Below are 19,894 nucleotides of genomic sequence, written 5' to 3'. Positions count from 1 at the left end.
ATTATCTGTCAAGTGTCACTTGCGTTTTTTTATGAACTTTTTGTAAAATCATGCAAATATCTTTGTAACACCAAAAATGCCAAACACAACTATCGCAGAATAAATGGCAAAGCCAAGAATAACAGCCCCCCATGACGTACCGCCCTTTACTACTATCTTTTCGGCTATCTCCTGCTCAGTGCCGTCCTCCGACCTTATCTCACGGATCTTTTTTTGTGCAAACTTATAATACATATAATTGCCGAAAAAGCCTGCCACAAACTGAAGTGCCATTGAAACATACCATGTCGCAGCGGAAATGCCCTGAAAAACCCTTCCAGTCACATCGATGCCGATATCAAGCGAGAAACCCATTGTTCCTGCACTAAGATATTCTATCGCAGTAGGGATATTGAGCAGTGCCGTAGCCACAAGCATGATGATACCCACAAGATTCATTTTTCTAAACAGAAAATACAGGTGTGGAAAAAGGAAAGCCGCAAAGTTTATGGAAATCTTTCCACCAAATTTACCAAAACGTATAAAGTTAGACAAAAATATGAGCGGATTTGTCTTTACAAATTTTGCATAGTCATCTAGTTTAATGCCTTCAAGATCTGAGTCCTTATCAAATACAACCTGTCTGCCAAACGGACCGTAAGGCTGTCCGTCAGGGCCGGTCTGCTGAGCGTTATTTTGCGTGTCCATGTCATTGAATGGACGTTCCTCAGTATCATTTTTCGTAAGCGGTGTTCCGCACTTTTCACAAAATAGCTTGTCAGGCGGATTTTCAAAACCGCAGCGTATACAGCGTATATTCTCACTTTCTACACTCTCCTGAGTTTGCTCCCAGCTCTGACCACTTTCATGCAAAGCGTCATTTATGCACTTTCCTTCTTTGAGATAACACTCACGATGATAAGGTGTGCCACACTCAGGACATACAACTATATCGTCACCATCTTTGAATACTTCTCCGCAGGAAAAGCATTTTTTTCCTGTATAATTAGCCATATCGGGTTTCCTTTCTTGCTGAAACAGGCTTTTTAAAGCCTTTAAATAACATTATAGCACAACTTTCAGGAAAATGCTATAGTTTTTTTATATTTTTCCTTTACTTTTCACAAAAAAAGTTTTATAATATATAATGATATAAAATAAGGAGAAAAAGATATGGTATTTTTAGAAAACTTAAAGTCAGAGCTTGAAGCTCTTAGACCTATCATCAGCGAGTTGCATGACGTATACGATATTGAGCGTTCTCAGGAAAGGATCGCAGAGCTTCACGAAAAAGCCGCAGAGCCTAATTTTTGGGACGACATGGAGAAATCACAGAAGGTTTTGCAGGAAACAAGAAATCTTGAGGGCAAGCTGGAAAAATACAATAAATTCAAGTCGTCATTTGAGGATATCGAAGTGCTTATTGAAATGGCAGCCGATGAGGGTGACGAGGACATGATCGACGAAATACAGTCTGAGCTTAAAACTCTAAAAGAGGGTCTTGACGCCGCACAGCTTGACACTCTGCTCACAGGCGAGTATGATCACAACAACGCTATCATCAACTTTCATGCAGGAGCAGGCGGAACTGAGGCGCAGGATTGGAGCGAAATGCTTTTCAGGATGTATCACAAATGGTGTGAAAGTCACGGCTTCAAAATGACTACTCTTGATTATCTCGAGGGTGCAGAGGCTGGCATGAAGAGTGCCTCCGTTATCGTGGAGGGTGAAAACGCTTATGGCTATCTTAAAAGCGAAGCAGGAATACACAGACTTGTGCGTATCTCACCTTTCGACAGCTCAGGAAGCAGACACACGTCATTCTCAGCGGTGGACGTTATGCCTGAAATAGACGATACAATCGAAGTAGATATCCGTCCTGAGGACATTAAAATGGACGTTTATCGTGCAAGCGGTGCAGGCGGACAGCACATCAACAAAACGTCATCAGCCGTAAGACTTACCCACATACCAACAGGCATCGTTACATCATGCCAGACACAGCGTTCACAGTTCCAGAACAGGGATTATGCAATGAAAATGCTCAAAGCAGAGCTTATCAAAATAAAAGAGCGTGAACATCTAGAGAAGATAGAGGATATCAAGGGTGTTCAGAAAGAGATCGCATGGGGCGCTCAGATACGTTCCTATGTTTTCATGCCATACACTCTTGTAAAAGATCACAGAACGGGTTTTGAAAACAGCAATGTAAACGCTGTTATGGACGGCGACCTTGACGGTTTCATAAACGCTTATCTCAAAGCGCTTTCACTTGGCGAAATCGAAAAATAATTAGCATAAACAAAGGACAGTTCAAACGAGCTGTCCTTATGTTTTTTATGAGATTGTTTTGCCTTTTTTTCTGCTCTCTTTGGTCTTGACAGGAGTTTCTTCCGCCGCTCTATCCTCAAAGAGCTGTTCGTCAGGATCTGCATTCTTGTATGCAAACTCAGGATTGCTTTCACCACGCTGATCGTAGTAAGGCTGGATAACGTGTTTTCTGATAACAGGATAACAATTGAAGCAAGTCACGAAGCATATGAACGAAAGAGGCCAAAATGGCAATATGAACAGAGAATACGGCAGGAAAAGATACATCATAACAATAACGATAAGCGATGCCAGAAGTGACCAAAGAGACTGCTTTATGCCAAGACTCACAAGATAAAACGAGTTCTTTATTATCTGCTTCATGTTAAGGTTAGTGGAGCTTATCATAAGATAGATGTAAAAGTGCATCATGAAGAATACGATAAGACAGCTTATGCAGATAACAAACGGAATGTATATCATAGAGTTCTGCTCTGCCCAATATTTATACATTGGAATCCCGACCATAAATCCTATAGCGAAGATGATATCTATGGCACCCATGATAGTGCCCTGCTTGAAATTCTTCTTGAAAGAATCCCAGAAATCATGTAGCAAAAACGCATTTCTTTCCTGAGAATAATTTCGGCAAACCTTTGTCATTGCAGCCGTTGCAGGTCCTATCAATACTGACGGTATCGCCAGTAAGAGCCATATTGGATTTGATGTCATAAGCATAAGTATAACCATAAGCGTCAGCGGTATGCAGAAAACGAAATACAGCAAATTAAGCTCCATAAGCTTCCACATATGCCTGCCATAGACTTCAAAAAACTTAAAAATACCCTTTTTCTCCTGAGGTGCTTTAAGCACACCTCTGCCAGGGGTATTGTAATTACCAAATAAAGACATTACACCGCTCCTTAAAATTAATAGTCCCCGAAATTGCCCCGAATTTTATTTCATTCTTTGTATACTGTATACTAAATTCGTCCTGCAAAAATAATCGTCAGCAGACATTCAAGCGCAGCCGCAACAGCCGCCGCCGCTTCAAGCACAAGAAACTTAACAGCATAAAGCCGCACCGTCTGTCGCAGACCGCTATGCTGTCCTTCAGAAAAAACAATGCACAGCAGGATATTTGACATAGCAACAGCTTCCCTTGCGGCTATCATAAGTGCCGCCGCTGTTATGACCGCAGGAAGAAGTACAAACATCGCTGAAAGTAATGCACCATGTCCGCCGTAAATGCTGTAAAGCTGAGACATTGCAACACCCCAGCCCATGCCACGCAACATCAATACTGCAACAGCTAAAGGCTGTCCCAGTGAAGAAAAACCTGACAAAAACACAACTGCTAAAAAAACAGTCGAACTGAAAAAAGACCTCACAAGAATTTCTTCAAGATCACCAGACGACCTCACGTCAACGAAGCTGTTTGAAAACACCGACAGCATTGAAAGCTCGTCGCTGCCCATAAAGCAAAAAGTAACAGCACCCAAAAGCGCACCAATCAGGATAGCTCCTGCAAAAAAAGCAAGAACTCCGCTTTTGTATATGCCTGTCCCGCTGTTCATTATACATCACTCCTTTGAGTAATGTATATGCCACGGTGCAGAAAAAATAACTATTTTGAAAGCTCGTAAGCTCTCTTAGTGCAAGCCTTGCAGCAGTCCTCAACAGCCTTTGGTAGACCGCCCTCACGGAGCTTTTCAAGACCAGCGATAGTTGTGCCACCCTTTGATGATACCATTTCAATAAGCTCGTCAAGTGACTTGCCACTGTCAGTTATCATTTTGGCAGAGCCGATAAGCGACTTTGCAAAAAGATCTCTTGCAACTGTTTCATCGATGTCAACGCTCTTCGCATACTCTACGAATGCCTGAGCATACAGATAGATAAAAGCAGGAGATGAGCCGTTTATTGCTATTATCTCTTTCATTTTATCCTTTGATATGACGGCATACATACCGCATGAGCCAAAGATATTGCAAACAAGCTCAAACTCCTCATCTGTTACGCTGTCAGAGCGTGAAAGAGCAGTTGCGCCCTCCCCAAGAAGAAGAGGAGTGTTTGGCATAACAAGCACTACCTTTGCGCCAGCCACAGTTTTTGAAGCAATATAATCATCTGTAATGCCTGCACAGATAGAAACTATGACCGTATCTTTCGTTACCGCAGGAGCTATCTCATCAAGCACCTCGTCAAGCTGCTGAGGCTTAATTGCAAGAAAAACATATTCTGACTTTTCAACTACCTCTGCACAGTCTGAACATTTTACTGCTCCAAGCTCGTCAAGTCTATCAAGTATCGGAGCATATTTATCAAAAGCGTAAAGCTGAATATCCTTACCCATTTTACTGCCTGCAATGCCTTTCATGATAGCATAGCCCATATTTCCTGCACCGATAAAACCAACATTTATCATACACTCAAGACCTTTCTGAATAAAAGGCAGAAGCCTGCCTTAAAAATAACTTAATTTTAATTATACACTAAATCTCAACGGATTTCAAGTGTTTCACCTAAATTTCACAATAACAACTTATTTTTCTTGTATATTTTCACGCAAAAAGCAGCGACATTTCTGTCGCTGCTTTAAATCATGTATTTGTCGCTTTATGTCCAAACTGTGTTCTTACTTTTTCATAAGCAAACTTCACAGCAGGCAGGAATAACATGAGCAAGATCAGATCCACAGGGAGCTGGATAAGATTTTTCGCTATTCTCGGTGTACAGTATGTAAGAAAACCGCTCATTCCTTCTTTGGTGAGGTTTGTGATGCCAAAAGTCTTGTTTACATAAAGTGTATACAGGAAATAAGAATTAAGACCTATATTACAGAAAAGTATAACACTTCCTCTTGCAATTGCGATCCTTATGTAGCTTTGAAGCTTTTTGTTGTTAAAATCGCACTTATACAACAGACAGCCGTAGATGATACCTGAAATAATAACTACCATTGCAAGCTGTGGGCTGTAGGCTCTCGGAGATTTGTTCTGCACTATATATCCTAGAAAATCAAGAACAAATGTAGACATTCCGCATACCACAGGTCCGTAAAGCATACCTATAGTACAGGTTGCAAGAAAAGTGAAACCGATCCTCAAGTCAGGCGTTACCTCAATGGAAAATGACCTGATAGCAAACGCCAACGCTATCAGTATTCCTGCTGTTGTTAATGTTCTAAGATCTTTCAGTGACTTGAAAGAGTCATAGAACATTCTTCCGAAGCTCTTCATAAATTTACCTCCTTATTCTGCGAGCTTGTCGCTTTGTGCATAACGGAGCATAAAAACAGCTCTGCACACTACCCATGCGGGATGTGCAGAGCCGCTATAAAAAGCTTCAATTACACATTCAGCGGGATGCGAAAACCGAACCGCAAAGATTCTGCCTTTTTCGTTCCGACGGCAACTCCCCGTCCGACGGACACTTAACGCTCAGTTTTCTACTCTGTAATATGTCAAAGTCTTAAAGACTCAGACCTCATGAAAAATTAGAATGCAGTTTCATTGAGGATCTTGTAAAGCTCTTCCTCGAAAGGCTTCTTCATTGAAAGAGCCTCCTGAATATCTACATCATATATCTTGTTGTCCTTCATACCAACAACTCTGTTGCCAATGCCCTGCTCGAGCAGTTCAACAGCGTGATAGCCCATTTCAGTTGCGACAACTCTATCTCTTACTGTAGGAGAGCCGCCTCTCTGAACATGACCGAGAATAGTAGCTCTTGACTCGACACCAGTAATATCCTGAAGAGTTCTTGTGATATACTCTGTCTTGCCAACACCCTCAGCAACTACAATGATAAAATGTGTCTTGCCTGACTTCTTTGTCTGCTCCATCTTCTGAGCAATAGCATTGAGGTCATAAGGCTTCTCAGGTGTGATAACAGCCTCAGCGCCTACAGCAGCAGCAACGTTGATAGCAATGTGACCAGCGTTTCTGCCCATTACCTCAACTACTGAACATCTGTCATGTGACTGTGCTGTATCTCTGATCTTATCGATCATTTCCATAGCTGTGTTCATAGCTGTGTCATAACCGATAGTATATTCTGTGCATGAAATATCGTTGTCTATAGTACCAGGCAGACCGATACATGGGATACCCTGTGCTGAAAGGTCAGCCGCACCTCTGAATGAGCCGTCACCACCGATAACTACAATACCGTCAAGGCCCATTTCAAGACACTTATCTCTGCCCTTCTTTACGCCCTCGATATCTCTGAATTCAGGACATCTTGCAGTATAAAGACAAGTACCGCCTCTCTGGATTATTCCTGAAACAGTTCTTGCATTCATCTCAATAACTTCACCGTTAAGAAGGCCGTTATATCCTCTGAGGATACCTACGACTTCCATACCCTTTGCAAGACCAGCTCTGCATACTGCTCTGACAGCAGCGTTCATTCCCGGAGCATCTCCTCCGCTGGTAAGTACACCAATTTTCTTAGCCATGTAAAATACCTCCAAACCAGGAAACAATTTATCCTGTTACTTTCCTAATAATCTATAATGAGCATAGCACAAAGCCCCTGAATTGTCAAGGGCTTTGTTTATTTTTTAACATTTTATTAAACGTTTTCGTTATTCAGCAGGCACAACAGCCGGAGCTGGTGTTGTTTCAGAAGAGCTGCCTGTGTTCGTATCAGGCTTAGGCTCTGTTGCCTTTGTTGTAGTGGTCGTAGTAGTCACAAGACCTGCGGAAACTGTAACTGTAAGCACATCACCATTTTTAACATTCACAGTGTTTCCAACATTAACGCTTGTCGCCATAACATATCCTGCAGAAACAGAGCTTGAGAAATCGGTAACGACCTTATACTTGATATTATAAGAATCAAGTAGCTCAAGGTAAGCCTTCTTTGACAGACCAGAGAAATCAGGAACAGGAACATTTTCAGGGCCTGCACATACTTTAAGAACAAGCTCATTTTTCAAAGACGGATCAAAATCAGTACCCTCTGGTATGCTCTGCTCTTTAACAACGTCCTTATCGTCAACATCAGAATAATAATATTCAGCCTTGATAGTAAAATCCTCACCAAGTTGTTTTACAACAGTATTGTATTCCAGACCCACAACGTTAGGCATTATAGCGCCATAGCCATATTCTGACTGACTTTCAGCATCAGTCACCTTAGGCGTAGCAACTGTGGTGCTGTAAACGAATACCTCGCTGTCAACCGCATCTGCATCATCAGAAGAAATGACCTTATCCTCAGACGAATCATTATTGCTGTCCGACGGACCTGAAAACAACTCATATAGCAGAAAAACTGAAAGCAAAAGCACTATCACAAGCACCGTCCAACCTATTATCGTAGCCGTTTTATTCTTAGGCTTTTCTTCCTCACGAGTCTGCTGTGGCATTTGCCTTGACTGCGTCCTTTGTCTTGGAACATGCTGTATAGGAATAGTCTGAGTTGAACCCTTAGGGTGTTCCATATGCGTTGTATGCTGCTCAAAAAGTGCAGTAACAAGCTCAGAAACTGTCTGTATTCTTTCTTCGCCACGAACTCTCATAGCTCTTGAAAGAACTCGTGAGATATGCTGTGGTATTCTCGGATTGACTCTGCAAGCTTCGACCATAGTATCATTCTTTGTACGGGTATAAGCGTCAAGGGGCATACAGCCTGTTAGTATTCTATAAAGAACTGCAGCAAGTGCATAAACGTCAGTCCATGTGCCCTGCCATTCTAACGAAGAATATTGCTCAGGGGCGGTATATCCTGAATAGAACTCAGGAGAAAGCCCTGTATTAGATGTTCTTATAGAACTTATGCAAAAGCCTGTAAGTTTAAGCTCACAATCAGTTGTAACAATAATATTTTCAGGAGATATTCCCCTGTGTATGATACCTGCATTATGTATAATGCTCAATGTTGTAAACAATGGCACAAAAAGCTTTTTGACTTGTTCCCATGTGAGAAAGCCTGTATTCGACTGTAAAAATTTCTTTAGCGTCACGCCCTCCACATATTCGAGTATGACATAGGTCGTATTATTCTCGCAAAACATATCCTTTGCCGTGGCGATATGCTGAAGATTTCTCATGCGTGAAAGAACTTTGTTCACGTCTGCAAACTCAGACATAAATGTCTTATACTTAGCCAGACAATCTGGATTCACCACAAGTCGCTGACTTTCGCTATCTCTTTCGCAAAGAGTGTCAGGCATATACTCTCTTGCCACACACTTGCATTTGCCAACCATATCGTAGCAAATGTAAGACGCACCCTCACCATTATATGAAAGCATTTTTCCGACTATATATCTGTTGTCAAGCACTGTTCTCGGTGCAAGATAAGCCTGTAAATGTGGGATATCGTCGGTATAGCTACAATAATGACAGCGACCGTCAGAACCAAGTTCGTTCATACAGCCCATACATAATTTAGTACTAGGATCCATACCGAACCTCCTTTTTACGTTATTCATCAATTTATATTAGCAACAAACCGAGCATAAGTCAAGTTTTTTTGTGAAATTGTAGAATTTACGCAACAATTTGTATTTCTTTTGTAACATTATGACCCTTTTACAGATACTCAGGATAAATAAGCGTAGAAGAATAATACAGATACTTATTATCCGTATCGAACGTTACATTAAGCACCACAGGCTGATCATCACCTGCGTCATTCTCATACCAATAGCGGTATATATAATTTTTAGTGTCTTTTGACCATACGATGCCGTAATATTCAAGGTCTATGGCATCTGACAAGCCATTCCACTTTGCTCCTTGTTCAAACTTATCAAGGTTGATAGCTTTACTCTTTTTTTCACCGTTTGCATTGTTTTTAAGCACCTTGAAATTTGAATATTTTACAGTTTGTATACGTTCTTCATCATCAACAGTAACAAGCGCTGCCCATTCAGGATAATTTATACCATCAACATTAACACTGTCATCAGACTCAATGATATAATCAAAATTCAGTGCTTTGTTCACTCCCTGAAAAGCAGATTCGTCCTTAAAGTGCATATCAAGCTTTTTCTGAGCCTTTGCAACATCAACGCCGATATATTCAGAAATGCTCTCAGCGGTGTTTTCACCCTTTCCGCTTATAATATTCACAACGATAAGGACGACAAGCACCACAAGGAGCACTACCGCCACTGTTATAAGAATAAGCTTGAGCTTGCTTTCAGACAATTTATGTTTTTTCTCGCCCACTATTTCCACATTTAGCGGTTTATTCTGCTTTTTGAAACGCTTCATGATAGATGTATTTTTGTCTGGTCTTAATCTTGTGTCACAGTTAGGACAGAAAATGTCATCATCGTCAACTGACTTGTGGCATTTAGGACACTCCATAGAAACAACTCCCTTTTGCAACATCCGTGCATTTGCACACTTTTTCAAAACAAGTATACCATAATCTCTGTAAAAAGTCAACAAACGAAAAACAGCGGACAGAAGTCTATCCGCTGTAAAAAACATATATCAGAAGTGCATCTGGTCAGGGTCTTCGATATCCTTTGCAAAACAGCCTGCAACAGGTATCGTTTTGCTGCGATATTTTGAAAGGCCTGCTGCTGTATCATCGTCAACGATAAATGCCTTATCAACAACTGCATTCTTCGCTTTAAGTGTCATGACCTGAACGCCTATAGTATCTCTCGTGGACTTAGGCATAAGAAGCGCTGTATCAAATATCATTGCTCTGCCGTTAGTTGTGCGAAGCATTATCTCAGCGTTATCCTGCACAAAGAACATTCCCACAAGCTTAGCCTTTGCAGAATAAGCATTGGCAAGCTTCTTTCTGTTGGTCTTTGTTTCATAGGCATTGAGCGGCACTTTTGCCACCTTTCCGTTTTCAAAACAGAATATCATATAGCCCGAATAATCTACAGTATTCACCATGGACACAACGCCCTCACCGTCATCAAAACCAAGCTTTGCAGGAATATAGTCGCCAAGAGAGCTTGCCTTTGTGTCGGCAAACTGCGATACCTTGGTCTTATACACAGCCGCCTTGTCTGAGAAGAACAGAAGCTCCGTTTTGTTGGTGCTTTCCATTTCCTGAAGCGGACCGTCGCCCTCTTTATACTTCTGCTCGCTTGCCATTCTCAGTGATTGCGGAGTACATTTCTTGAAATAACCGCTTTGAGATAAGAAAAGCTTGCAGGCGTAATCAGGGATATCGTCATCTATGTCTATCTCCTCGATATCAGTCTTATAATAGAACTGAGTTTTTCTTGGCTGACCATACTTCTTTGAAACTTCCTTTAATTCGGAAATGATGATATTCTTTATTTTTCTGTCGCTTCCAAGAATATCTTCAAGCTCTGCAATAGCTTTTTCAAGGTCCTCAGTTTCGGCAGTTCTTTTGAGGATATACTCACGGTTAAGGTGTCTGAGCTTTATTTCAGCCACATAATCAGCCTGTATCTCATCAATGCCGAAACCTATCATCAGGTTTGGAACGACTTCGGTTTCTTCTTCTGTTTCTCTGATTATCTTTATAGCCTTGTCGATATCGAGAAGTATTTTTCCAAGACCTTTCAGAAGGTGGAGCTTGTCTTTCTTCTTTGCAAGGTCAAAGCTTGTTCTGCGTCGAACGCAATCCATTCTGAACGCTACCCATTCTTTAATTATATCATAAACGCCCATTATTCTTGGATAGCCGTGAACAAGTATATAGAAATTGCATGAATACGAGTCCTGAAGCGGTGTCAGCTTATAAAGCTTTTGCATAAGCTTGTCAGGGTCTACGCCCTTTTTGATATCTATACCTATTTTCAGACCGTTAATGTCCGTTTCATCACGGATATATGATACCTCTCTTATCTTGCCTGCCTTAACGAGAGCAATTATCTTCTCGATTATTGCTTCAACTGTGGTAGTGGCAGGTATCTCAACGATCTCAAGACACCTTGACTCCTTGTCATACTGATATTTTGCTCTCAGCTTAACAGAGCCTTTTCCTGTGCGGTATATCTTATCAAGCTCCTCCTCATCATATAGAAGTGAAGCACCGCCCGGAAAGTCAGGTCCTTTCAGCGTTTCAAGAGCGTTGAAATCAGGATTTTTCATAAGTCCGATAGTTGTCTCGCAAACCTCGCTGAGATTGAACGGACAAACTGATGAAGCCATAGAAACGCCTATACCAACATTTGCATTAACAAGTATTGACGGATAAGTAGCAGGAAGCAAGGTCGGCTCTGTGGTGGTGTTATCATAGTTAGGAACAAAATCAACAGTGTCCTTGTCTATATCTCCGAAAAGCTCCTGACAGATAGGCATGAGCTTTGCCTCAGTGTATCGAGAGGCAGCATAAGCCATATCTCTTGAATATGCCTTACCGAAGTTACCCTTGCTCATTACATATGGGTGCAAAAGCGCTTCATTGCCCTGTGAAAGTCTTACCATGGTTTCATATATAGCACTGTCGCCGTGAGGATTGAGCCTCATGGTCGCACCAACGATATTGGCAGACTTTGTGAGCTTTCCGTTTAAAAGTCCCATTTTATACATGGTATAAAGCAGTTTTCTGTGTGAGGGCTTAAAACCGTCTATCTCAGGGAACGCTCTTGATACCAAAACGCTCATGGCATATGGCATATAGTTCTTTTCAAGGGACATTGTTATCTTTTCGTCTGCAACAAGTCCTGCACCCTCGATATATGCGTTATTATTTGGTTTAGCAGTCTTTTTAGGCTCTGCCTTTTTTCTTGCCATAAAATCTATCCTTTCATAAAGTTCGTAAGGTCGGTACACTTTTTGCCTGTATACTGCATAGCGATCCTGCTTTCGGGATCGGCGTCAAACATATACAGCACCGCAATAAAAATAAATTCAAGTGGTTTCATAAGGATATAGACCACATCAGCACGCAATTTCGTCGATATATGCTGTGAAATGGGATATCCGTGTTTATCGTAAAAGCTTCTCACACATTTGTGAAAACGTGGAAGCTTATCCTGTATAAGCTCTTCAAATGCGTTTGCAACACAAAGCTGTCTGTTCACAACTATCTTATCCCCACGCCGCAGACCCATTCGCTGAGGTTTGACGAGCTTAGCGTGTCCCCCTGCCGCAACTGTGCAAAGATAATGCCCTTGTGAGTAATCAGGCGGCGGAGGTATCTGCTGAGAAAACGTCCAATCGGCTGTTTCCGTGAAAGCCTTTACTATGCTGTCAGGGCGCTGTCCAAATAAAACAAGTATCAAAAGCATCACCGCAAGGAGCGGTATCATTGCCACAAAGCTGATAAGATACCAACCAAGGCTTTTTGTGAGAAGCTTATTAAGCCAGCCCATAAAGCCGCTTTTCTCCGCCGAATTGCTGAGATATCCCGTCTGCGCCTTTATTTCACGGCGAATGAGCCTTACGGACATAAGCATATAATTCATTGGAAAAACCAACATCATCACCGTGAAAAAGTTATCCATATTCTTCAAAAGCTGTATCACCAGCAGTATATCAAGCACATTGCCCATATACACCCCTGCAATGAGCATAGCCGCAAACAACGGCGGTTTTCTCTTTGTTATAACACTCAACAGTACAATGCACACCATAGCTATAAAAAACAGGAAGAAAAAACTAAACCTATACTCCCCTGCTATGGGTGTATGAAATTCCCCATGAACAGTTAGAGGAACATCATATTCAACGCCAAGACCTAACCCGTCAAGGTCAAAAACAGACAGCAGCGAACCGATTACCACCGTCAGCACATCAAACAGCGGTCTGTCCAATTCTTTAGGTGCATTCTCAAAAAGCCTTATAACATTTATTACTGTGAAAAACAATGGAAGTCCAACACATATCACAAGCGCAGACGACCATATAAAAATTGCGTCCATAATGCTCTCCACTCAAACAGCTTATGAAATATCTGCCATATCCAGATAATCAACACCATTATTGGTGATGAAATCTTTTCTTCCCTGCAGATCGTCACCCAAAAGCATATCGAACATCCATTGTGTCTGCTCGATATCGTCAGGCTCTATCTTTATAAGACGTCTTGTGGCAGGGTCCATTGTCGTAAGGCTCATCATCTCCGCCTCGTTCTCGCCAAGACCTTTTGAACGCTGGATATCAAACTTTTTATTGCCTATCATTTTGAGTATCTTTGTCTTTTCGTTCTCGTCATATGCAAAGTAAGTCTTGTCGGAAGTCGTTATCTCAAAGAGCGGTGACTCCGCAATATAAACATATCCTTTTTCAATAAGGGTCGGCACGAGCCTGTAAAGCATTGTGAGTATAAGCGTTCTGATATGGAAACCGTCAACGTCGGCATCGGTACAAATAACTATTTTGTTCCAACGTAGGTTGTCGAGATTAAACATGGATATCTCCTTGTTCTTGCCCGTCTTGACCTCAACTCCGCAGCCTATGACTTTTATAAGATCTGTGATTATCTCGTTCTTGAAAATCTTATCATAGTCAGCTTTCAAACAGTTGAGTATCTTTCCTCTTACAGGGATAACAGCCTGAAACTCTGCATTTCTTGCCATTTTTACAGAACCGAGCGCCGAGTCACCCTCCACGATATAAAGCTCACGCTGAGAAAGGTCTTTTGAACGGCAGTCAACGAATTTCTGCACCTGATTTGAAAGATCGATAGAACCTGCAAGCTTTTTCTTCAGGTCTATTCTTGACTTCTCAGCCTTTTCACGGCTTCTCTTGTTTACAAGAACCTGCTCTGCTATCTTCACCGCTTCGTCAGGATTTTCAATAAAGTATATCTCGAGATTGTGCTTTAAGAACTCTGTCATGCACTCCTTGATAAACTTGTTTGTGATAGCTTTCTTTGTCTGATTGGCATATGAAGTCTGTGTAGAAAACGAACTTGAAACAAGCACCAAGCAATCCTCGATATCCTGAAAAGTAATAGGCTTTTCGTTTTTCAGATACTTATTGTTGCTTTTGAGATAAGCATTTATCTGAGATGTGAAAGCACTCTTTACAGCGTCCTCCGGTGAGCCGCCATGTTCCAGAAAGCTTGAATTGTGATAATATTCAAGACATTTTACCTGATTAGAGAAAGTGAACGCCACAGAAAGCTTTACCTTGTAATCGTCCTTGTCCTCACGGTCACGACCCTTGCGGTCGCCTGTGAAAAACTGCACCGAGGTCAGAGGCTTTTCACCTGCTATCTCTGCAACATAATCAGCGATACCATTCTCATAATAGAACGTCTTTTCTTCAAAAGAATTGTTCTCACGCTGTATACGCAGGATAAATGTGATATTAGGGTTTACTACAGCCTGCTTTTTCAGAACGTCCTCAAAATATTCGTTCTCAATTTTTATATCAGTGAAAACTTCAAGGTCAGGTCGCCAATGTGTCTTTGTACCTGTCTTTTTCTGCTTTGTTTCTTCCTTTTTAAGACCGCCAACGTTTCTTCCCTTTTCAAAATGCAGGTCATACTTATATCCGTCACGGAAAACCTCGACGTCCATAAACTCAGATGAATACTGCGTCGCACAAGCACCTAGTCCGTTAAGACCCAACGAATATTCATAGTTATCTCCACCGTTATTATTATACTTGCCACCTGCATAAAGCTCGCAGTAAACAAGCTCCCAGTTATATTTTTTCTCACGCTGGTTATAGTCAACAGGACAACCACGTCCGAAGTCTTCCACCTCGATAGAATCGTCATTGTACTTTGTAACGATTATCTTATCGCCATGACCGTCACGAGCTTCGTCTATAGAGTTTGAAAGAATTTCAAAAACAGAATGTTTACAGCCCTCAAGTCCGTCAGAGCCGAATATTACCGCAGGACGCTTTCTTACTCTGTCCTCCCCCTTAAGGGATACTATATCTTCATTTGTATATTCCTTTTTATTTGCCATTTCTCATTTCCTTTCTTACGGATCTGAAGAATTTTTTACATACAAATTATATTATAACACAAAGTCAACGATTTTGTAAATACATTAATTAAACATTTTTCAGAACAATGCCGAACGTTTGTTTTGTTACTAATAAACAAAAACATAAGCTATTGATTATTTGAAAAAAATATTATATAATATAAGTAGCTTAAAAAATCGGAGGACAAAATGGATATTACAATAAATGCACCGCAGACCGAAAGCAACTCAAACTCTGCCAAAGCAATGTCCCTTAACAATGGGCTGATATGGTTCATATGCTTTGTTCCGCTTATCGGCTTGTTTCTTGAAAACTATGCAAACTCTGCCACCGCAGGAGCGTTCCTGTGGATACTTGTTCCGCTGTTCATGATAGGCTGTTCCATTGCAGATTGCAAACAGCTTATAAAGCATGGCATTGATGCGGCACACCTTTTCAAATGGGTATGGCTAACGCCTTTTTATGTTTATAAGCGTGAAAAGCTTTGCGGCAGAGAGCGTTATAAAGCAATAATGTGTGGATTTTTCATTATCGCTGCACTGTTCATGAATGGTTTTACGCAGAGCATAAAAATAGACAACAACTATATGCTCGTATCCGCACAGAACAGTTATGTGCAAAGCCTTGACAACTTTTCGGGAAATTCATCAAAGGTAATCGGTGAGTGCATAGCTTCTTATCTAGGCGAGGACGCAAAGTGGGATTGCACAAAGAACGGTCACAACTACACAGTAACAGTAAAAGGCAAACATGGCTCTGATAACTACACTATTTCCTTTTTAATAGTATATGACGGCTTCACCTACAGAAAATTCACCATTACAGACGTGATAAAAAATAAAGTTTCACTACGTGACGATGAATTTAGTGCTGTATGCAAAGAAATATTCACAGAAGATAAAAGCGACACCGACAGTAGCAACGAAGAAAGTTCAAATTCACAAACAGAATAATTTCATGAGCGGACTTTGTTCCGCTCTTTTTGTTGTCAGTGTACATAAATGTGTACAAACTGATATGGCACGATTTGTGTATATGCACAAAGGTGATAAATTTGTCACTTTTCTATTGACTTTGCAAGGTAAAAGTGATATTATTGTCACATAAGGTGATAAATAAATCACCTTATATATGCAGCTGTTTAAATCACAAACTGCGATAAAGAAAGGGCACACACTTACCAATGTGATAAATCTTATCGTATCTTTGGGAACGCTTGCGCTGATCGCCATATGCATAACAAAGATGATATCCACGGTTGGCAAAAGAGATACAAATGACGAGCTTACTCAGCAGACAACAGCAAAGGTCAATCAGACTTTTATAACGTTCCTGTTCACGATTGCCTGCCTGTTTATTTCAGTTATGACTTTGTTTTCCGATATTTTAGGAAGATTTAAGGTAACACTAAACGAATATGTTATAACGGGCTTGATATGGTTTTGCTATGCGGTGTACAATTTTATAGGGCTGTATTTTGAAAGTAAGTTCGATGATGATGAGAACTAGAGGGATAAAAATGAAAGAGAAAAAAGAAAAGAAAAAGATAACTCTGAGAGAATATCACAAAAAGCGTATGGCAACAGGAATTGCAATACTTGTCACAGAGATATTTGAAAACACTGTGGAGCATTACAAGCTTGATAATACAACATGGGCGACGGTGATATTCGTTGTGTTGGCTGCTATGACGGCTTTATTTGCAGTAATATGGCTGTATGCAAGCTGTCAGAAAGTTGACAAAGAGGATGAAATGGCAAAAGAAAATATGCTCAAGGCACATCAAAGTATCACAAAAATGTTTTTGATAATATTAGCAGTGGCGATCTTTATATCAATGTTCTGGGAAGGAAGTATAACCATAAAGATAAACAGCGACAGACTATATCAAGTATGGTTTATATTCTGGTTCAGTTATATGACCCTTGAAAGCGGATTTTTCCTCCACCATGAGGGCAAGCTCAGCACCGATGAGGAGGACGAGTAATGCCGGAGCTAAAAACAAAACTCAAGGAATATCGTGCCAAGCTTGACATGAAGCAGGGTGACCTTGCCGAAAAAGTGGGCGTCAGGCGTGAAACCATCATACGTCTTGAAAAAGGACAATACAATCCGTCATTAAAGCTTGCAATGGATATTGCAAAGGTATTTGGTGTATCTGTAGAGGATATTTTTTCATTCGAAGATGAATAAAGCTGAAAATACAGTAAAGCAGACGGTTTGCAGGATTTTGGTGCAGAAGAAAAGCATATGCTGAAAATGCAAATACAGACATATAAGCACATATTCTAACGTAGACAGTTAAATATTGAATATACGTTGCTTATGCTATGATTATCTTTAGTTTACGCCATATTACTGTGTATATTAGTGTAAAAGGCAAAAGTGAAATGAATTGTGAGAAATCGAGAGAAATGGAGCAAAACGAAGAGAATTAAAGAGAATGAGGGATATAAATTAAAAATTCAGCGTTTTGGCTATTGACAATCGTGAAAAGCTGTTGTATAATAGACATCGTTGTGAGTTCACAGGGCGAAAAATGCGGCTGTGAACAGACTTTTTAAAATTCTGAATGGAGGAAATAATATGTCAACTTATATGCCAAAAGCAGGCGACATTACTCGCACATGGTATATTCTCGACGCTGAAGGTCAGTCACTCGGTAGAGTTGCTGCTAAGGCTGCTCACATTCTTCGTGGTAAGCACAAGCCAACTTACGCACCACACGCTGACTGCGGCGACCATGTAATCATCATCAACACAGATAAGGCTGTTCTCACAGGCAAGAAGCTTGATCAGAAGTCTTACAAGTGGCACACAGGCTGGATCGGCGGTCTTAAGGAGATCAAGTATTCAGATATGATGGCTAATCAGTCAGACAGAGCTATGACAATTGCTGTTGAGGGTATGCTTCCTAACAACACACTTGGCAGAGCTGCTGCAAAGAGACTCAGAGTATACAAGGGTGCTGAGCATAACAATGCTGCTCAGAAGCCTGTTAAATACGAACTGTAAGGAAGGAGCAATTTAGATGTACGAATCAAAGCAGCCATATTTCTATGGCACAGGTAGAAGAAAACATTCTGTTGCCCGTGTTCGTGTTTACGAGGGTACAGGTAAGATCACAATCAACGGCAGAGACATTGACGATTATTTCGGTCTTGAGACACTCAAGCTCATCGTTCGTCAGCCATTTGCTGTAACAGATACAATGGATAAGTACGATATCGTTTGCACAGTAACAGGCGGTGGAGTAACAGGTCAGGCTGGTGCAATCAGACACGGTCTTTCAAGAGCTCTTCTTCAGGCTAGCGATGAGTTCAGACCTCTCCTCAAGAAGGAAGGCTTCCTCACTCGTGACCCAAGAATGAAGGAAAGAAAGAAGTACGGTCTCAAAGCCGCAAGACGTGCTCCACAGTTCTCAAAGAGATAATCAGATACCTCAAAACTTGCGTATTTACGCACTTTGCGAGTGGTCAAAAACTCTTTGGTCAACATTTGGTCAATTCAAAACCTCCTTGTTCGCGCAGGGAGGTTTTTTTATTTGCCTTTATGCAAGGCACAGCTCAATCTGTTCGGCAGTTCGGGCTTTTGTTTTACGCAGAACATCAGCGTAGATGTCAGCAGTTACGTTCACATCACAGTGACCAAGATGCTCAGACACGACTTTCAGGTCGATACCGCTGTTTAAGAGCATTGTAGCGTTGCAATGACGGAGCTGATGAAGAGTCATATCCTCAAACTCCGTTCCTTTGGTGAAGCGTTTGAGTGACTGATAGACTGAATTACGGTCACGGTAGTTTCCTCTTGATGATACGAACACCATTTCAGGGTGAGTGAAGTCATCACCGAGGGCATATTTCAGCTTTTCGATATACTCTTTCTGTGCAAGAAGTACCTTTTTCAGCTCCTGCCCCATACCGATGATGCGGATACTGCTCTCAGTCTTAGGATCAGTCAGTTCATGCTTTCCGCCTATGTCGGTCAACGTGTGGTTTATCGAGATAGTGTTGTTCTCGAAGTCGATATCCTCCCAAGCAAGTCCAAGGCACTCTCCCGAACGCATACCCGTGTAAAGCAGAACCTTGATGATACGCTTGAAGTCCTCGTACCACGGCTTACTTTCGAGGTATTCCATGAACCTTTTGAGCTTGTCTTCCTCTAAAGCCTTGTTTTTACGACTTTTCTTACGTTTCGGCAGTATCACGTTACGGCAGGGAGTGTCACGAATGAAGCCCTGCTCTGCTCCTCTGCGGAAGATGCTCTGCACTATGACGTACAGTTTCTTAACTGTTGCAGGGTTCAGGTCATAGGACTGCATTATCTGCGTCAGCCTGGGAGCATTGATGTCCTTTACCTTGATGTTGCCAAGAACAGGCTCGATGTGGTTCTTGTACTGCCCCTTGTAGGTGTAGATCGTGCTTTCTTTCAGCTCCTGCGGAGCGTAGTTTGTGAAATACCAATCTGCAAGCTCGGAAAAACGCATATTTTCGTTCAGCTGAGAGTAACCTTTGCAGTGTCTCTCGAACTCGAAAGCGTACTCCTGGGCGAGCTTTTCGGCTTTCTTTGGTGTCACTCCGTCGGGCGGAGTGTAGGTTGTTGATTTTACAAGCTGTTTGCCGTTCATATCGCAGCCGACAAACACCCTGATGCGGAATGTGTTTCCGCGTTTTGTTATATTCGCCAATGTAAATCCTCCTAAATTTACACTACGGCATATCTCTGTATTTAGCATTGTAGCGCACTATTCTATC

19 protein-coding genes and 1 riboswitch are annotated in these 19,894 nt (G+C 41.4%); of the genes, 7 read left to right on the top strand and 12 right to left on the bottom strand.

Going from position 1 to position 19,894, the window contains the following annotated elements; translation table 11 throughout:
- Positions 1 to 48: 48 nt before the first annotated feature.
- Positions 49 to 993 carry an RING finger protein gene (locus AB5627_RS11140; protein ID WP_117891801.1) on the bottom strand — a complete coding sequence of 315 codons (945 nt, stop codon included), beginning with the start codon at positions 991 to 993 and terminating at the stop codon, positions 49 to 51.
- Positions 994 to 1,152: 159 nt separating this feature from the next.
- Here AB5627_RS11140 and prfB point away from each other — a divergent pair, with 159 nt between their 5' ends.
- On the top strand, positions 1,153 to 2,271 hold the full coding sequence (gene prfB / locus AB5627_RS11135) for a peptide chain release factor 2 (protein ID WP_022287515.1): 1,119 nt from the start codon (positions 1,153 to 1,155) through the stop codon (positions 2,269 to 2,271).
- Between the two features lie 45 nt (positions 2,272 to 2,316).
- Here prfB and AB5627_RS11130 read toward each other — a convergent pair whose 3' ends face one another.
- The 10 genes from AB5627_RS11130 to AB5627_RS11085 form a co-directional block, all read right to left on the bottom strand.
- On the bottom strand, positions 2,317 to 3,201 hold the full coding sequence (locus tag AB5627_RS11130; protein WP_278946220.1) for a YesL family protein: 885 nt from the start codon (positions 3,199 to 3,201) through the stop codon (positions 2,317 to 2,319).
- 71 nt (positions 3,202 to 3,272) lie between these two features.
- The gene (locus AB5627_RS11125) at positions 3,273 to 3,866 is read right to left on the bottom strand and encodes a stage II sporulation protein M (protein ID WP_117877760.1); all 594 of its coding nucleotides are present in this window, start codon (positions 3,864 to 3,866) and stop codon (positions 3,273 to 3,275) included.
- A 50-nt stretch (positions 3,867 to 3,916) separates the two neighbouring features.
- The gene (gene proC / locus AB5627_RS11120) at positions 3,917 to 4,717 is read right to left on the bottom strand and encodes a pyrroline-5-carboxylate reductase (protein ID WP_117925186.1); all 801 of its coding nucleotides are present in this window, start codon (positions 4,715 to 4,717) and stop codon (positions 3,917 to 3,919) included.
- A 175-nt stretch (positions 4,718 to 4,892) separates the two neighbouring features.
- Positions 4,893 to 5,531 carry a folate family ECF transporter S component gene (locus AB5627_RS11115; protein ID WP_022287511.1) on the bottom strand — a complete coding sequence of 213 codons (639 nt, stop codon included), beginning with the start codon at positions 5,529 to 5,531 and terminating at the stop codon, positions 4,893 to 4,895.
- Positions 5,532 to 5,648: 117 nt separating this feature from the next.
- Positions 5,649 to 5,750, bottom strand: a riboswitch (THF riboswitch).
- Between the two features lie 38 nt (positions 5,751 to 5,788).
- Positions 5,789 to 6,751, bottom strand: a complete 963-nt coding sequence (pfkA, locus tag AB5627_RS11110) for a 6-phosphofructokinase (protein ID WP_022287510.1) — start codon at positions 6,749 to 6,751, stop codon at positions 5,789 to 5,791.
- Between the two features lie 129 nt (positions 6,752 to 6,880).
- Complete coding sequence (locus AB5627_RS11105) at positions 6,881 to 8,707, bottom strand: PASTA domain-containing protein (protein WP_022287509.1); 1,827 nt, start codon at positions 8,705 to 8,707, stop codon at positions 6,881 to 6,883.
- A 127-nt stretch (positions 8,708 to 8,834) separates the two neighbouring features.
- Complete coding sequence (locus tag AB5627_RS11100) at positions 8,835 to 9,617, bottom strand: zinc ribbon domain-containing protein (RefSeq protein ID WP_022287508.1); 783 nt, start codon at positions 9,615 to 9,617, stop codon at positions 8,835 to 8,837.
- A 129-nt stretch (positions 9,618 to 9,746) separates the two neighbouring features.
- Positions 9,747 to 11,984: a DNA gyrase subunit A gene (locus AB5627_RS11095; protein ID WP_368369842.1), complete on the bottom strand. Its 2,238-nt coding sequence runs from the start codon at positions 11,982 to 11,984 to the stop codon at positions 9,747 to 9,749.
- Positions 11,985 to 11,989: 5 nt separating this feature from the next.
- Complete coding sequence (locus AB5627_RS11090) at positions 11,990 to 13,114, bottom strand: DUF6688 family protein (RefSeq protein WP_022287506.1); 1,125 nt, start codon at positions 13,112 to 13,114, stop codon at positions 11,990 to 11,992.
- 21 nt (positions 13,115 to 13,135) lie between these two features.
- Positions 13,136 to 15,118 carry a type IIA DNA topoisomerase subunit B gene (locus AB5627_RS11085; RefSeq protein ID WP_022287505.1) on the bottom strand — a complete coding sequence of 661 codons (1,983 nt, stop codon included), beginning with the start codon at positions 15,116 to 15,118 and terminating at the stop codon, positions 13,136 to 13,138.
- A 210-nt stretch (positions 15,119 to 15,328) separates the two neighbouring features.
- Between AB5627_RS11085 and AB5627_RS11080 the strand changes: the two genes are divergently transcribed.
- From AB5627_RS11080 to rpsI, 6 genes are all read left to right on the top strand, one after another.
- Positions 15,329 to 16,093, top strand: coding sequence for a hypothetical protein (locus AB5627_RS11080; protein ID WP_022287504.1), 765 nt, complete (start codon positions 15,329 to 15,331; stop codon positions 16,091 to 16,093).
- A 232-nt stretch (positions 16,094 to 16,325) separates the two neighbouring features.
- The gene (locus tag AB5627_RS11075) at positions 16,326 to 16,649 is read left to right on the top strand and encodes a hypothetical protein (protein ID WP_288177800.1); all 324 of its coding nucleotides are present in this window, start codon (positions 16,326 to 16,328) and stop codon (positions 16,647 to 16,649) included.
- A 10-nt stretch (positions 16,650 to 16,659) separates the two neighbouring features.
- Positions 16,660 to 17,127 carry a hypothetical protein gene (locus AB5627_RS11070; RefSeq protein WP_022287502.1) on the top strand — a complete coding sequence of 156 codons (468 nt, stop codon included), beginning with the start codon at positions 16,660 to 16,662 and terminating at the stop codon, positions 17,125 to 17,127.
- Complete coding sequence (locus AB5627_RS11065) at positions 17,127 to 17,333, top strand: helix-turn-helix transcriptional regulator (protein WP_022287501.1); 207 nt, start codon at positions 17,127 to 17,129, stop codon at positions 17,331 to 17,333. The genes AB5627_RS11070 and AB5627_RS11065 overlap by 1 nt, the downstream gene beginning before the upstream one ends.
- A gap of 393 nt (positions 17,334 to 17,726) precedes the next feature.
- Positions 17,727 to 18,155, top strand: coding sequence for a 50S ribosomal protein L13 (gene rplM / locus AB5627_RS11060; protein WP_022287500.1), 429 nt, complete (start codon positions 17,727 to 17,729; stop codon positions 18,153 to 18,155).
- A 16-nt stretch (positions 18,156 to 18,171) separates the two neighbouring features.
- Entirely contained in the window at positions 18,172 to 18,573 is a 402-nt protein-coding gene (gene rpsI / locus AB5627_RS11055; RefSeq protein WP_041337331.1) for a 30S ribosomal protein S9, read from the top strand.
- Between the two features lie 117 nt (positions 18,574 to 18,690).
- Here rpsI and xerC read toward each other — a convergent pair whose 3' ends face one another.
- Complete coding sequence (gene xerC / locus AB5627_RS11050) at positions 18,691 to 19,827, bottom strand: tyrosine recombinase XerC (protein ID WP_368369841.1); 1,137 nt, start codon at positions 19,825 to 19,827, stop codon at positions 18,691 to 18,693.
- Positions 19,828 to 19,894 lie beyond the last annotated feature (67 nt).

The organism is Ruminococcus sp. RTP21198st1_G1_RTP21198_201120 (genome assembly GCF_040924265.1).
GTDB lineage: Bacteria > Bacillota > Clostridia > Oscillospirales > Ruminococcaceae > Hominimerdicola > Hominimerdicola aceti.
The sequence above is the reverse complement of the archived record's forward strand: the minus strand, read 5'-3'. Positions and strand labels throughout refer to the sequence as shown.

Bases quoted from the DNA above. Each gene is read 5' to 3' on its own strand.
- AB5627_RS11080 (WP_022287504.1), top strand. From the start codon at position 15,329: ATGGATATTACAATAAATGCACCGCAGACCGAAAGCAACTCAAACTCT.
- AB5627_RS11140 (WP_117891801.1), bottom strand. From the start codon at position 993: ATGGCTAATTATACAGGAAAAAAATGCTTTTCCTGCGGAGAAGTATTC.
- rpsI (WP_041337331.1), top strand. From the start codon at position 18,172: ATGTACGAATCAAAGCAGCCATATTTCTATGGCACAGGTAGAAGAAAA.
- AB5627_RS11095 (WP_368369842.1), bottom strand. From the start codon at position 11,984: ATGGCAAGAAAAAAGGCAGAGCCTAAAAAGACTGCTAAACCAAATAAT.
- AB5627_RS11125 (WP_117877760.1), bottom strand. From the start codon at position 3,866: ATGAACAGCGGGACAGGCATATACAAAAGCGGAGTTCTTGCTTTTTTT.
- prfB (WP_022287515.1), top strand. From the start codon at position 1,153: ATGGTATTTTTAGAAAACTTAAAGTCAGAGCTTGAAGCTCTTAGACCT.
- rplM (WP_022287500.1), top strand. From the start codon at position 17,727: ATGTCAACTTATATGCCAAAAGCAGGCGACATTACTCGCACATGGTAT.
- AB5627_RS11105 (WP_022287509.1), bottom strand. From the start codon at position 8,707: ATGGATCCTAGTACTAAATTATGTATGGGCTGTATGAACGAACTTGGT.
- AB5627_RS11100 (WP_022287508.1), bottom strand. From the start codon at position 9,617: ATGGAGTGTCCTAAATGCCACAAGTCAGTTGACGATGATGACATTTTC.
- AB5627_RS11130 (WP_278946220.1), bottom strand. From the start codon at position 3,201: ATGTCTTTATTTGGTAATTACAATACCCCTGGCAGAGGTGTGCTTAAA.
- proC (WP_117925186.1), bottom strand. From the start codon at position 4,717: ATGATAAATGTTGGTTTTATCGGTGCAGGAAATATGGGCTATGCTATC.
- AB5627_RS11115 (WP_022287511.1), bottom strand. From the start codon at position 5,531: ATGAAGAGCTTCGGAAGAATGTTCTATGACTCTTTCAAGTCACTGAAA.
- AB5627_RS11065 (WP_022287501.1), top strand. From the start codon at position 17,127: ATGCCGGAGCTAAAAACAAAACTCAAGGAATATCGTGCCAAGCTTGAC.
- pfkA (WP_022287510.1), bottom strand. From the start codon at position 6,751: ATGGCTAAGAAAATTGGTGTACTTACCAGCGGAGGAGATGCTCCGGGA.
- AB5627_RS11090 (WP_022287506.1), bottom strand. From the start codon at position 13,114: ATGGACGCAATTTTTATATGGTCGTCTGCGCTTGTGATATGTGTTGGA.
- AB5627_RS11085 (WP_022287505.1), bottom strand. From the start codon at position 15,118: ATGGCAAATAAAAAGGAATATACAAATGAAGATATAGTATCCCTTAAG.
- AB5627_RS11070 (WP_022287502.1), top strand. From the start codon at position 16,660: ATGAAAGAGAAAAAAGAAAAGAAAAAGATAACTCTGAGAGAATATCAC.